15 protein-coding genes and 1 tRNA gene are annotated in these 12,091 nt (G+C 36.3%); 7 read left to right on the top strand and 9 right to left on the bottom strand.

Going from position 1 to position 12,091, the window contains the following annotated elements:
• Positions 1-101: 101 nt before the first annotated feature.
• From BUB91_RS10755 to BUB91_RS10730, 6 genes are all read left to right on the top strand, one after another.
• A complete protein-coding gene (locus BUB91_RS10755) occupies positions 102-746 on the top strand; it encodes a hypothetical protein (protein WP_073099250.1) in 645 nt (214 codons plus the stop codon).
• A 6-nt stretch (positions 747-752) separates the two neighbouring features.
• On the top strand, positions 753-1,478 hold the full coding sequence (locus BUB91_RS10750) for a hypothetical protein (RefSeq protein WP_073099249.1): 726 nt from the start codon (positions 753-755) through the stop codon (positions 1,476-1,478).
• A 6-nt stretch (positions 1,479-1,484) separates the two neighbouring features.
• Positions 1,485-2,243 (top strand): sensor histidine kinase, encoded by a 759-nt coding sequence (locus BUB91_RS10745; RefSeq protein ID WP_073099248.1) that lies wholly within the window; start codon positions 1,485-1,487, stop codon positions 2,241-2,243.
• A gap of 7 nt (positions 2,244-2,250) precedes the next feature.
• Entirely contained in the window at positions 2,251-2,886 is a 636-nt protein-coding gene (locus BUB91_RS10740) for a response regulator transcription factor (RefSeq protein ID WP_073099247.1), read from the top strand.
• Positions 2,887-2,998: 112 nt separating this feature from the next.
• The gene (gene rpoN / locus BUB91_RS10735; protein WP_073099392.1) at positions 2,999-4,453 is read left to right on the top strand and encodes an RNA polymerase factor sigma-54; all 1,455 of its coding nucleotides are present in this window, start codon (positions 2,999-3,001) and stop codon (positions 4,451-4,453) included.
• A complete protein-coding gene (locus tag BUB91_RS10730; RefSeq protein ID WP_073099246.1) occupies positions 4,453-5,061 on the top strand; it encodes a hypothetical protein in 609 nt (202 codons plus the stop codon). Before rpoN ends, BUB91_RS10730 begins: the two co-directional genes overlap by 1 nt.
• Here the strand turns inward: BUB91_RS10730 and BUB91_RS10725 are convergent.
• From BUB91_RS10725 to BUB91_RS10685, 9 genes are all read right to left on the bottom strand, one after another.
• Positions 5,049-5,762: a porin family protein gene (locus BUB91_RS10725; RefSeq protein ID WP_073099245.1), complete on the bottom strand. Its 714-nt coding sequence runs from the start codon at positions 5,760-5,762 to the stop codon at positions 5,049-5,051. The genes BUB91_RS10730 and BUB91_RS10725 overlap by 13 nt on opposite strands.
• Before the next feature lie 107 nt (positions 5,763-5,869).
• Positions 5,870-6,349, bottom strand: a complete 480-nt coding sequence (locus tag BUB91_RS10720; RefSeq protein WP_073099244.1) for an ExbD/TolR family protein — start codon at positions 6,347-6,349, stop codon at positions 5,870-5,872.
• 21 nt (positions 6,350-6,370) lie between these two features.
• Entirely contained in the window at positions 6,371-6,976 is a 606-nt protein-coding gene (locus BUB91_RS10715) for an ExbD/TolR family protein (protein WP_073099243.1), read from the bottom strand.
• Between the two features lie 16 nt (positions 6,977-6,992).
• Positions 6,993-7,433 carry a hypothetical protein gene (locus BUB91_RS10710; protein ID WP_073099242.1) on the bottom strand — a complete coding sequence of 147 codons (441 nt, stop codon included), beginning with the start codon at positions 7,431-7,433 and terminating at the stop codon, positions 6,993-6,995.
• A gap of 24 nt (positions 7,434-7,457) precedes the next feature.
• Positions 7,458-8,252, bottom strand: coding sequence for a MotA/TolQ/ExbB proton channel family protein (locus tag BUB91_RS10705; RefSeq protein ID WP_073099241.1), 795 nt, complete (start codon positions 8,250-8,252; stop codon positions 7,458-7,460).
• Between the two features lie 74 nt (positions 8,253-8,326).
• Positions 8,327-8,414 (bottom strand) — tRNA-Ser (locus BUB91_RS10700).
• A 95-nt stretch (positions 8,415-8,509) separates the two neighbouring features.
• Positions 8,510-9,535 carry an asparaginase gene (locus BUB91_RS10695; RefSeq protein WP_073099240.1) on the bottom strand — a complete coding sequence of 342 codons (1,026 nt, stop codon included), beginning with the start codon at positions 9,533-9,535 and terminating at the stop codon, positions 8,510-8,512.
• Complete coding sequence (locus BUB91_RS10690) at positions 9,528-10,655, bottom strand: 1-acyl-sn-glycerol-3-phosphate acyltransferase (protein ID WP_073099239.1); 1,128 nt, start codon at positions 10,653-10,655, stop codon at positions 9,528-9,530. Before BUB91_RS10690 ends, BUB91_RS10695 begins: the two co-directional genes overlap by 8 nt.
• Positions 10,656-10,700: 45 nt before the next feature.
• Positions 10,701-11,474: a TatD family hydrolase gene (locus tag BUB91_RS10685; RefSeq protein ID WP_073099238.1), complete on the bottom strand. Its 774-nt coding sequence runs from the start codon at positions 11,472-11,474 to the stop codon at positions 10,701-10,703.
• 106 nt (positions 11,475-11,580) lie between these two features.
• Between BUB91_RS10685 and BUB91_RS10680 the strand changes: the two genes are divergently transcribed.
• A complete protein-coding gene (locus BUB91_RS10680; protein WP_073099237.1) occupies positions 11,581-12,018 on the top strand; it encodes a retropepsin-like aspartic protease family protein in 438 nt (145 codons plus the stop codon).
• Positions 12,019-12,091 lie beyond the last annotated feature (73 nt).

Here is a 12,091-nt window from a genome sequence, read left to right as displayed (position 1 = left end):
CTGAAATTTTAATTTAGGGGGAAAATCCCCTTTTTTAAAGGTTGTTTTCCTTGCTAGAGAAAAGATGTTTATTTTACACCCAATTAACAAATTTCTAAATCATGAAAAAAACTATGCTTTTAGCAGTTTTCTTAACTGCTACTTTTTTATTCTCTTCTTGTGAAAATCAAAATTGCGACTGTGAAGAAACCGAAACTCCGGTTTTAAGTGCTCCCGGAAATATTATACCGGTTGCAGCAGCAGATACTTTATATAAAAATTATGGCAACAGCCGCGTGTCGCTTATAGAACTTGCAGAGAATGTCACTAATGAGGGAGATACAATCGTAGAAGGCGATGCTAGATATAAGAAGGCTACGCGAGCAGTTACGATGCCATACAAAGCATTTAAGGAATATATTGCTTACATAGAGCAAGAAGCAAAAGCTGCTGATGTTGAAATTGCTGAAATGCGTTTCTATTTTGGGAAGTATAAGAATGATTTTCCTCAAAAAAATAAAAAAGGAAGAGCTACTTTGTTTTTAAATCCTGCTGCAGAGTTTACACTTTCTGATGGTACTAAAGATACGGTGAGTTATGCAATTATTACTGGTACAAATGGTAAAAAAAGAGCGATGATGGTAGGTCATATTTTGAATCCTAAAGAAGGAGAAGTAGATATGGTAGGTGGTGAGACTATTGAATCTATGTCTGGAGACCACACGACTTTACGTCCACCTCCACCATTAAGCGATGGAGATTTTTAAAAGAAAATGCATTTATTAGTAGAATCTATTTGGAGTAAATATTTAAATTTTCTAACGGAAGATATTTACACTAGTATTATCCTTCCTATAGAGCTTTTGCCTTTTATTGTAGGACTAATTTATTGGAGAAAATTCATTGGGACGCCTATTATTTGGATAATATTATATTTAGGGTACAATTTTTTCAATGAATTATTAGCGGCATTTTATTTTGTTTATACAGAGCATGCGAATACGATCTTTTTTAATATTCATGATTTAATCTATTTTTTAGTAATTTTTTATGTTTATTATAGATTTCTAAAGTCTGTTCTTTTTAAAAGAGTTACTATTTTGTTATTTATCGTCTGGATGCTAACGTATTTCTATTTTGTTACGACATCAGATGTTTGGATTCAATTTTCGTTACTCTCTCTTATAGTTGGTGATTTTTTAATAATGGTTCTTGTGCTTTTAAGTTTTATTGAAATTATTAATTATTCTGGCTTTGCTATTATTAAAGATGATTTTTTGATTTATTTGGGCTTAGGCCTTTTGATTTACATTGTTATTCAGTTACCTGTTTTAATAGTTACTTTAATAGGATGGATGAATTTATCAGATGCAAATCATACTTTGGTCTCATTTTTTAAGTTGATAAGAAATCTTGGTTTTGCTATTGGCTGTTTGATGTATCTCATTTTTGCTTATGGCTTTTATCGTTCTAAGTACCCTCAATTAACCAAGGATTAAATTTATATGGATCAGGAAACTTTACAACTCGTAATTCTCGTGGTTCTTTTGATCCTATTTCTATTAGCAGTAATTGTCTTTGTACTGTTTTCGGTATTTATGAAGCGTAAAAACAGTTTACTGCGTGAGCAAATTGAGACCGAAAAGCGCTACGAGCGGGCCATTGCCGAAACTCAAATAGAAATACGAGAAGAGACCCTGCGCAACATCAGTTGGGAATTACACGATAATATTGGTCAGTTGCTCACCTTAGCCAAAATAAAGGCACAAAATGTCGAAGGTGGGCAAGAGATGTTAGAAGTTGCCGAAACGATAGGAACAGGCTTAAATGAGTTGCGTGCGCTTTCAAAATCCATAAACCCAGAAGCGATTAACGGGCAATCTCTTATTTACTCTCTGGAGCAGGAGGTGAGTCGTTTTAATCGTTTAAAGTTTCTTTCTGCAGATTATGAGTTGCTGGGTGATGCGGTTGCGATAGATTCAAAAGTAGAGATTGTATTATTTAGAATTGTTCAGGAATTTATGACCAATACGATGAAGCATTCTAAAGCTTCTAAATTGGAAGTTAAAGTTCAGTTTAAAGCAGATGCCTTAGAGATCACGGCTCTGGATGACGGAGTAGGTTTTGACTCAGAAAAACTATTGGAGAAAGGTATCGGTCTAAGTAATATTGAAAAACGCGCTGAGTTGATAGGTGCAGACGCTAAGATCAGTTCGATTCCCGGTATTGGTACCCAATTAAAATTAATTTATCTGTTAGAATAAAAATACTATGTATAAAGTTGCCCTTGTAGATGATCACACACTTTTGTCAGAAGCCATCGGCGGATTGGTGCGTCAATTTATAAATTTTGAAGTGGTCAATATTTCGGTAAACGGAAAAGAGTTTATTAACTATCTCGAGAATGCAGATAGCGATAAACCCGATGTGGTTTTGATGGATGTAAAAATGCCCGTGATGGGTGGTGTCGAAACCACAAAGTATCTTTCTAAGCATTATCCTCGTATTAAGGTTCTGGCACTTTCTGTTGAAGAAGAAGAAAGTGTTGTGATGCAAATGATTCGCTCTGGTGCAAAAGGCTATTTATTAAAAGATACCCGTAAGTCTATTTTAGAGCAAGCCTTGTTAGAAGTTATTAATTATGGTTTTTATTATACCAATACGGTAGAGCGTATCGTGAGTCAAACCGAGAACTTATATGAGGAAGAAGTAGTTCTAAAAGACCGGGAAATCGAGTTTATCAAGCATGCCTGTACTGAAATGACTTACAAACAAATAGCAGAGAAAATGTTTTTAAGTCCAAAAACTATAGAGGGCTACCGGGAATCGGTTTTTCAAAAATTAGGCTTAAAAAACAGAACAGGTCTGGTTATATATGCTATTAAAAACAATATCTTCACTCCGTAGTGCATCGTTAATCTGTTTGATGTACTATTTTAATGGCGCTTCTTAACAAAACATTCTGATGCGTTGCTAGGTGCATTTTTTTATTTTTGTAAGAACAGATTTAACAACCTCTATGCTTAAACAACAACTTAATTTTAAACTTTCACAAAAGCTTTCTCCTCAGCAGATACAGCTGATGAAGCTCATACAATTGCCTACGCAGGCTTTTGAGCAACGCGTGAAGCAAGAGCTTGAAGAAAATCCTGCGTTAGATAGTGGCAAGGATGAAGTGAAAGATGATTTTGAGGAGTTTGATAATAGCAGGGAAGAAGAGTATGACTCAGAAAAGATTGAAACAGACATCAATGTAGATGATTACCTTTCTGATGACGAAATACCCAGCTATCGTCTAAACGCGAATAATTACAGTTCTGATGATGAAGAACGTCAGGTGCCTTATGCATCCGGGACTTCATTTACGCAGCATTTAATGGGGCAATTGCATACCTATCGGCTCGATGATGAGCAAATGGAGATTGCCGAATTTCTAATAGGAAGTGTTGATGAAAGTGGTTATCTGAGAAGAAGTCTCATCGACTTGATGGATGATTTGGCATTCACGCAGAATATATATACTACGGAGGAGAACCTTGAAAAGATCTTGCGGATTGTTCAGAATTTAGATCCTGCTGGAGTTGGTGCACGCAGTTTGGAAGAATGTCTGTTGATTCAGCTGAAGCGTAAAGAAGAAACTGAAGCCGTGTCTTTAGCTCAGGATATCTTGTCTGATGCTTTTGATCACTTCAGTAAAAAGCATTATCAAAAATTGCTTTCAAAATTTGATATCACCGAAGATCAATTACGTGATGCTATTGAGGAGATAGAGCATTTAAACCCAAAACCAGGCGGTTCTTACGCCGGAAATACAAAAGTAGTTGAGCATGTTATTCCAGATTTTACGATAACTATAAATGATGGAGAGCTTGAACTTACTTTAAATGGTCGTAATGCGCCGGAGATGCATGTTTCCAGAGAATATACTAACATGCTTAAAGGCTATAAAGACGCTAAGCAGAAAAGCAAATCTCAGAAAGATGCTGTAATGTTTATCAAACAAAAACTAGATGCTGCGAAGTGGTTTATAGAAGCCATTAAACAACGTCAGCAAACGCTTTTTGTGACGATGGGTTCTATAATGAATTATCAGAAGGAGTATTTTTTAACCGGGGATGAGCGTAATTTACGCCCAATGATTCTTAAAGATATCGCAGATGAGATTGAGATGGATGTCTCTACGGTTTCGCGTGTTGCTAATAGCAAATATGTTGATACGCCTTACGGAACCAAATTGATTAAAGAGTTTTTCAGTGAGAGTATGACTAATGATCAGGGAGAAGAGGTTTCTACCAGAGAGATTAAAAAGATCCTTGAAATCACAATTCAGGAAGAAGATAAACGCAAGCCATTTACTGATGATAAGTTGGCTAAGATTTTAAAAGAAAAAGGCTATCCTATTGCGCGTCGTACTGTAGCAAAATACCGGGAACAATTGGATGTGCCGGTCGCACGTTTACGTAAAGAAATCTAATGAACTATTTTCTCCGTTTTTTTTCTTATTTGATGCATCCGCTTTTGATGCCAATTCTAGGTGTTAGTATTTATTTTTCAGTGACGCCTAAGTTTGTTCCACAGTCTTTTATGTATGCTAAGCTTTTCGCTATAAGTATTCTTACGATTGTAGTCCCTATCTTATTTTACTTCTTGTTAGAAAGTGTAAAATTGGTTTCTTCATTAGAATTAAAACAGGTCAAAGAACGTAGATTGCCTTTGTTAATACAGGTAGGAATCACGTTGCTTATTGTACGCGTAATCATAAACGGTTATGAGTTTCCAGAGCTTTATATTTTCTTTTTAGGAGTATTGATTACCGCAGCGACAGCTTTTCTATTGGCGTTATTTGGTTTTAAAACCAGTCTGCATATGACGGGTATAGGTGGAGTTTTACTCTTTGTGATGGGGTTGAGTCTGGTGTATAATGCAAACTACTTAATCGTGATAAGTTTGCTTATTCTTGCGGTAGGTTTTACAGCAGCTTCCAGAATTCAATTTAAAGCACACACAATGCTTGAATTACTTGTAGGCTTAATCGTAGGTGGTTTGCCGCAATTCTTAGTATTTTATCTTTATAAGATGTAGAACATCAGTCCGAGCTTTAAGCTGTTTATTTCAATTGGACTCCCGTTTATTTGTGCTTCATTGTTAAAAAACGGATTCAGATTGTAGTAGAAGTAGAAGTTGAATGTATCGTACCCAAAGGAGAACGTTAACCCCATTCGATACCTATTAAACTCAGGGACGTCTGTCTGGGTAACTTGATTGCCGGGTTCTTCAAAATGAAATTTATAAGCATAGACGTATCCTAATTGTAATCCTGTGTAAATTCTCCAGAATTTATAATTCGTCGCTGTAGAAGTTCGCCAACGCAATTGTATGGGCGCTTCAATTAAATAAGTGGAAAGCCAATTCTTATCATAGTCTTTAGACGAATCAATGCTATTAAAAATGCTTTCTTCTGAAGCTGTTTCTCCAACAAATAAATTTTGATTATACGTATTCATAGAAAGACCTGCCCCTATGCCAATTGCAAAATTTCTTTGCTTATTGATAGGCATATCGCGTATAAAACCAAAATGCATTCCGCCACTAAAACCATTCTGCTCAATTTCTGTGGGTTTGTTGGTAAGTAGATTAAATGTGACTCCCAAATAAAATTGGTCTTCACGGTATTTTTTATATACTTCAGCAGTGTCTATAGTTTTAACAAGACTATCCTGGGCAAAGGCAGAAAAGCTTAAGAGTAAAATAATAACCAGCTTTAAGAATGAATATGACCGCATGGGTTTTGCTGTTTTGTGTTATTAAAGAAACAAAAAAACGTCCTGAAAATACAGGACGTTTTAAATATAAATTTTAAGAGATATGCAATAAACTCTTACAAAGAGTACTAGTTCATCTCAACTGCATCACCAGATTTGGTAACGTAGTTGATTTTAAGTGCATTAGCTTTTCTTAATTCCTGCTTAATATCAGTAATAAGACCCATTTTACTATCTCCGTCTACTTTAAGTGCTGTAGTAAGAAAAGGTACTAATTCCTCTCTTTTACTCGCACGTTCTTGATAAATAAAATCTTGAATCTCTCCAACATCTGACAATTTATCATTCAACTGAATCTTTGCAGAAGTCCCATATGTGCCTTGATAACGCTCTAGCGGTGCCCCGGCATATATGTACATGATAAGGTCTTTTTTATCGAGTTTTTCAACTTGGTTTGCAGTAGGTAAATTGTTTTTAATCAATAAGGTTTGATCCCGCATTGTTGTTGCAACCATAAAAAAGAACAGTAACATGAAAACTATATCTGGCAAGGATGCCGTAGAAATAGCGGGCAATTCACCACTTTTTTTCTTATTAAATTTAGACATAAATTTTGATGTTATAGGTTCTTAATTTTTTTTAGGTTCAGCTTCAGAAAGCTTTTCAGGGTATAATTCCTGTATTGCTTCAATCTTAGGTTTGATCTTATCTTTAGCCTCTTGGGGTGTTCGTGGATCATTATAACGAGCCTCTAAACTGGTAAACGATTCGCCGTATTGACTCGTAGCTACACGGTCTCTCAATTCATTATAAGCACCAACAAGTTCATTTTGTACTGCGATATAACGTTTGTAGGAGGTACCGCGATTATTTACTAATGAAATAATAGCTTTTTTGGGATTCACTGAAGAACTAGGATCCTTAGCTCCCTGACAATACGAGCAATCTTCAGCTCCATTGTCTAAAAAGGCTACAGCTGTAGCTCTAAGATCTTTAAGTTCCATCACTTTGTCTTCTACAAGTAACTCATCGTTACTGTTTACGATAACTGTAAATAAGTTACGTTCTTTAATTACCGGTGGAGGAGGTTGGTTTTCTTCCTGCTCAGGTGGTAATTTACGGCTGATACCGCTATCTGTCTCAATTGTTGTGGTAACCAGAAAGAAAATGAGTAGTAAGAAGGCAATGTCTGCCATCGAACCTGCATTAACTTCTGGTGCTGATCTTTTTGCCATAATTACTTCTTTACTATTATTTAGCTAATTTCTTCACGCCTGAGAATACCATCGCGCCAATTGCAACTACTGCGAGTATGTAGAAAGCATAAATACCAGCTTCTACCCATCTTGATGCGCTTGCAGATATAGTTCCACCATCTCTTAAAGGAGTTTCTTCACCTGAAGCGAGTAAGTATGATACTACTACGACAGCAAGAAAAGCTCCTAGTCCTATTAAAGTGCCCTTAAGTGATGATCCTGCGCTAAATATATTTTTTATTACAAAAACTATTACAAATATTACTGCAACAGCAAAAGCTGCGTAAGCAATATATATGAATGGTGTAACTAATCCGTTTTGTAAATCTGCTGAATCTTCAATCGCAGTATCCCCAGTCATTAGAATTCTTACAAGCCATACAGCTCCAAGAATCGATAGGATGAGTGCGATGATTTTTAATATTTTATGTAACATAATATACTATGTATTTAGGGATTATTACTTCTTGTAACGAACAAGCATATCTATCAAAGTGATAGATGCATCTTCCATATCATTTACAATGCTATCAATTTTAGCAACAATGTAATTGTAGAAGATTTGAAGTATAATCGCAACGATAAGACCAAATACAGTTGTTAAAAGTGCTACTTTAATACCACCCGCAACAAGAGATGGATTCATGTCACCAGCAGCTTCAATCTTGTCAAATGCATCAATCATACCAATAACCGTACCCATGAAACCAAGCATTGGTGCAAGAGCGATAAATAATGACACCCAAGAAACGTTTTTCTCAAGAAGACCCATTTGAACACCACCGTAAGCTACAACAGCTTTTTCTGCAGCATCAACACCTTCGTCAACACGATCAAGACCTTGGTAGTAAATAGATGCTACTGGACCTCTTGTGTTACGACATACTTCTTTAGCAGCTTCAATACCACCACTATTAAGTGCATCTTCTACGTCTTGTGCTAATTTAGCTGAGTTTGTAGTTGCAAGGTTTAAGTAAATAATACGCTCAATTGCAATTGCAAGACCTAAAATAAGACATAAAAGAACGATACCCATAAAGGATGCTCCACCTTCTATAAAACGCTTTTTTAATTGTTGAGTAAACGATATTGACTCTTCATCAGTGTCGGCTACTGCCTCGTCTGCTGCTTCATCTTGAACTGCTGCTGCAATAACTGTGTTTACAGTCATTAAAGGTGCAGTATTTGCTTGAGCTGTAAGATTGCCTAACGCGATTACAGCTGTGATTACTAGAATAGAAAATACTCTTTTCATTGCTTTTGATCTTAAAAATTTAGTTAGTAAAGGGATAAAGATATAAAATTAATTATTCAAATATTAAAAATTAGCAGAGAGGAAGGGATTCGAACCCTCGATACGCTTGTGACGTATACACACTTTCCAGGCGTGCGCCTTCGACCACTCGGCCACCTCTCTTTTTTAAGGCCGAATTCATTCTTTCGAATGATTGCCAATTAACAAAAAATATATCGATTTCCAAAAGGTTTGCTGAGTTGATGTGATTCTTAGTATTAACTCATTTCTCCTCTTAGCGATGTTTCAAATATAGTCTTAAAGACCTTTGGAGACAAATTTTGACTGTTTAGATACATCATTTTTGTAATAGCAGCTTCAATCGTGAGGTCTTTTCCTGAAATTACACCAAGGTTTTTGAGTCCTGTACTGGTCTCATAATTACCCATTTGAACACTACCCCAGGTGCATTGTGTTATGTTGACAACCGGTATGCCTTTTTGAATATTTTTTTTTAATAATTCCATAAACCAAGGTGCTGTTGAGCTATTTCCTGAACCAAATGTTAATAAAATAACGCCGCTAAATTCGTGATTATTTAACATTGAAGTCAGCATTTTCTCACTGATTCCCGGGTATAAATGAACAACAATGATATCTGTTTTTAAATCTCGATGTACCATTAACCTCTTTCGTTTGTATGGTAGAAGCTTTTCGTCTTCAATAGTCAAGTGTACACCAGAGGTTATCAGCGGAGGGTAATTGGGGGATTTAAAAGCTTCAAAATGCTCCGCACTAATTTTAGAGCTTCGATTTCCGCGATAGAGTTTGTATTCGAAGTATAAGCCTACCTCATTTATATAAGGACGGTTACGCTTGCGTAGGGCTGCTATTTGTATAGCGGTAATTAAATTTTCTTTAGCGTCTGTACGTAAGTCGCCTATAGGTAATTGCGAACCTGTAAAGATAACGGGTTTTGATAAGTTTTCTAGCATAAAGCTCAGTGCTGAAGCAGAGTAACTCATCGTGTCACTTCCATGTAGAATTACAAATCCATCACATCTATCGTAATTAGATTCTATAATTCCGCACAAATCTACCCAAAGATCGGGGTTCATGTTAGAGCTGTCTATAGGTTCATTGAAGCTAGTCGTTTCAATCTCACATTCAAGTAAGCGCAGTTCGGGTATTTTTTCAAGCAAATCTTTAAAATCGAAAGCTTTTAAGGCTCCGGTTTCAAAGTCTTTAATCATACCGATGGTTCCACCGGTATAAATCAATAAGATCTTAGGTTGTTTATTCAAGACTCTTAAGTTTGTTTATTACCGGATTTGCATACATTAGTAAGAAATTCTCTTTGGCAACTTCACTTTCCGGATCTACGCGACGTTCTAAGCGACGCTCAAAACTTCTTTTGTCGCGTTCGGTGTAGGTGTGTGCAAACTGATCTGTATTATAATATAAATCGTAGGCAACATAATTAGAAGGCCACAGTTTATAGATGCGATAAATCTCGTGATCAATTCGTTTAGCTAATTCTTGTAGTTTGTCATTATCAGAAAGTCCGGATGCATCAATCTCATCAAAAATTGAAGATTCGAGTTTACCCGCTGCGATGTGAATGCGTTTCTTAGCTCCTAAAGCACCGCGTAAAATACTGTTGAAATCTTCATTGTTGCTTTTTACATAAGCGATGTCTTCACTTTTTGCAATGAGCTCTGGCATTTTTAAAATATCGGTGGGGTCAAACTCATAAGATATTGCAACAGGTCTTATATTGAGTTCTTTTAAGTAGGTTAAAACAGGTTTGTCGCCACGAGCCATAGCGGCCATTTTTAAAACTCCTTGTTGCGTCTTGTCGCTTCCGTCTTTTGTGCGTCCTTCCCGTTGAGCCATCCATATAGACTGATTGCTGCTTAGCAGAAATTGTAAATATTCTGAAAGATTTTTAGAGCTCATCAACATTTCGCGTGGAGTCAAGCTGCGTTGAACCATAAAGCTTCGGTTTAATCTAGCTAAAGCCATTAAAAAAGGCTTTTGTACAAGGTTGTCCCCAATAGCGGAAGCAGTCATAACCAAGTCGTTATCGTAAAGAGCCACATTTATAAATGAAGTGTCTAATATGATATCCCGGTGGTTGGATAAATAGAAATAAGGTTTTCCTTTTTGCAGGTCATCAAAACCAGATGTAGAAAAGCCATTGGTGCTTTTCTCCATAACCTTATGTACAGAACGGTAGATTACTTTACTTTGAAAATCATAGATTGAATGACATGAGTCTATGATCTCTTTTATTTCCCGATGTGATTTCTCTGGAAAGGTAAATTGTAAAAGCGCCTGAAACATAGGGTGCCTGTAATACGTCTGCAGTGCTTCGTGCACTTCAGAATCGTGATAGGGTCTTATGGGGTCAAATTTTGACACAGATTCTAATTTTGATGAGGCGTAAAGAACGAAATATTTTAAAGATCAATCAAGTCTAAATATGTTTTTAGCATTTTTAGTGGTGATTTCTTCAATAATTTCTACCGAAACATCATAAACTTCGGCTAGTTTTTCGGCAACATTTATAAGGTAGCTACTTTCATTACGCTTTCCTCTGTAAGGAACGGGGGCTAGGTATGGAGCGTCTGTTTCTAAAACGATATGTTTTAAATCGATTTCATTCAAGAACTTATCGATTTTTCCATTTTTAAAAGTTACAACGCCGCCTATTCCTAACTTCAGATTGTAGCCGATTGCTTTTTGAGCATCTTCAAGTGTGCCAGTAAAGCAGTGGAAAATACCTCTTAATTTATCGCTTTTTTCAGCTTCTAGGACTTCAAAAACTTCGTCAAATGCATCTCTGCAATGTATTGCGATGGGTAAGTCGTATTCTTTTGCCCATCTTATCTGTTGAGCAAAAGCTTCTTTTTGTATTTCTTTAGTTGAAGAGTCCCAATACAGATCTACGCCTATTTCACCTATGGCGCAAAGAGACTTAGAGTCTAGTTGCTCCTTAACATGCTGGAGTTCTTGCTTTACCGTTTCTGAGTCTACATGGGTAGGGTGTAAGCCGGCCATGATGTGCATAGAGTCTGGGTATTTTTCCTTCAGATTCCACATAGATTCTGTGTAGGTAGAGTCTATTGCGGGTAGTATAAATTGGTTAATGGATTGATTGAGCGCGCGATGTATTGTTTCGTCGCGATCTTCTTTGAATGATTCGCTATATAAATGCGTGTGAGTGTCTATATACATAATGACACAAATTTAAAATTTAGCTTTTGCTCAGCAGAAGAAACTTTAGAGAATATTTAAAATCGTACAATTTTATTTGACTTAAGTTTGAAGAAGAGTATTACAATCTATGGCTTCTTTACGACAACATCTTATCGCAAAAAAATATAAACGAATAGTTTTAAGTCCGGTAGGTACCGGGCATTTAAAATTTAATGCCACAATAAATGGTGTTGATGGCGAATTTATTTTAGATACGGGAGCTTCAAATACCTGTATAGGTTTTGAAGATCTGGAGCGCTTTAAACTTTTTGCAGAAGACAGCGAAGTTAAAGCTGCAGGAGCCGGAGCGATTGATATGCTGACTCAGATTGCTCAAAATAATCTTATTGAAATAGGAAATTGGTCTACTAAAGAGATCTCAATTGTGCTATTTGATCTTTCTCACGTGAATCAGGCATTGCTCAATCATGATGCTAAACCTGTGAGTGGAATCATTGGCGCTGATGTGCTAAATGCCGGGAAAGCTGTTATAGATTATCAATACAATTGTTTATACCTTAAATAGCTGGCTATCTCTTGTAACCTTAAAACGTTTCGCTTCGGGTTTGTATAGTTCTGTAAATAAGAAAAATAGATTA

It is taken from the genome of Leeuwenhoekiella marinoflava DSM 3653 (genome assembly GCF_900129005.1).
Classification (GTDB): domain Bacteria; phylum Bacteroidota; class Bacteroidia; order Flavobacteriales; family Flavobacteriaceae; genus Leeuwenhoekiella; species Leeuwenhoekiella marinoflava.
This window is presented reverse-complemented; position numbering and strand designations above follow the sequence as displayed.